The sequence below is a fragment of the Moorena sp. SIO4E2 genome, from assembly GCF_010671945.1.
In the GTDB taxonomy this organism is placed as follows: Bacteria; Cyanobacteriota; Cyanobacteriia; order Cyanobacteriales; family Coleofasciculaceae; genus Moorena; species Moorena producens.
On sequence record NZ_JAAHIE010001345.1, the window covers coordinates 1 to 1,171 of the forward strand.

Annotated in this window: 2 protein-coding genes; both read right to left on the minus strand. The window is 44.4% G+C overall.

Going from position 1 to position 1,171, the window contains the following annotated elements:
* A partial coding sequence (locus F6K37_RS43550; RefSeq protein WP_287257367.1) for a DUF29 family protein occupies positions 1-259 on the minus strand: 259 nt, incomplete at its 3' end.
* Positions 260-341: 82 nt separating this feature from the next.
* Positions 342-1,148, minus strand: a complete 807-nt coding sequence (locus F6K37_RS43555; RefSeq protein ID WP_287265906.1) for a Uma2 family endonuclease — start codon at positions 1,146-1,148, stop codon at positions 342-344.
* Positions 1,149-1,171 lie beyond the last annotated feature (23 nt).

Here is a 1,171-nt window from a genome sequence, read left to right on the forward strand (position 1 = left end):
CATAATATCCTCCTGATTTTCGCCGTTTGTTAACTCGTTTAATATTTTTGCTGGCATTATAAATAGAAAATTCCCAAGAGCGGGTCGTGCGTTTTTCTACTTCTTGCTTGATTAAATGTAATAGTAATATGACTGCATAGCTATAAATTTTATTTAGTTTATCCTCCCTTGACATTTCTTCTAGTTCATCAACAATTTCTAAGGCTTTATGATACTTTTTTTCTTCAATTAGTTGACGTAATAAGGTTAATTCTTCCATGTCATGGGTTGATGGGAGTAGGGAATCGGTAATCGGGAGTCGGGAATCGGGAGTCGGGAGTCGGGAAGTTGGATCACCCCCCTTACAAATCATCGGGATTGATGCCAAGGGTACGCAATTTTTCTGCCAATCTTTCTGCCCGTTGGGATTCCTGTTCTGCCCGTTGCTTTTGCCGTTCTGCCCGTTCTGCTGAAGTCTCAATCCAATTACCAGCTCCATCATACCAACGCAGCCACAACCCTTCTGTGTCTTGATATTTACCTTGCCATACTCCTAACCCTAATTCCAGTTCTGGAATCCAAAATTTGGGCTCAGAAAGCTCTACTTCCTGATACTGGGTGACAATTAATTGAAACACCCGCAACTGGTTTTCATAAGCGATGCAGCGCGGTCTTGGGGTTTCCCCCATGAGCGACTGCATCAAGACACGGTCAAAGACAACATAGTAAGGAATGCGCATATATTGTTCATAGGCTTGCCATTTAGTGGGTGGCTTGTTGGCAGACCTTAGGGTTTGTCCTAAATCTTCCGCTTCGGTACCTGGTGATAAGAGTTCCACTACCAAAAATGGCGCTCTTCCTTCCTGCCAAACCACATAACTCCAGCGCAGGTCTTGTTGTTGTTGAGCAGGAGTGATACCCAATACCAGGAACCAATCCGGTCGTTTGTGCCACAATAAATGATGGCTATCGTAATATAAATTTAGGTCTGTACCAATGAACATCTCCTCCCTGGGATAGTTAGGAGGTTGGCAGGTTTCCCGCAATAGCTGGGGTTGGAAGTCGTGAAATTCGTCAGGCAAACCAGGCTCCTCTGGGTCTTCACTAGGTAAGTCATACATAGTCGGCATAGTTTCGCTGGGAGAAAGCGGTGGGTCAGTTTGGTACATGATCTTCTGTTGAACCTGATAGT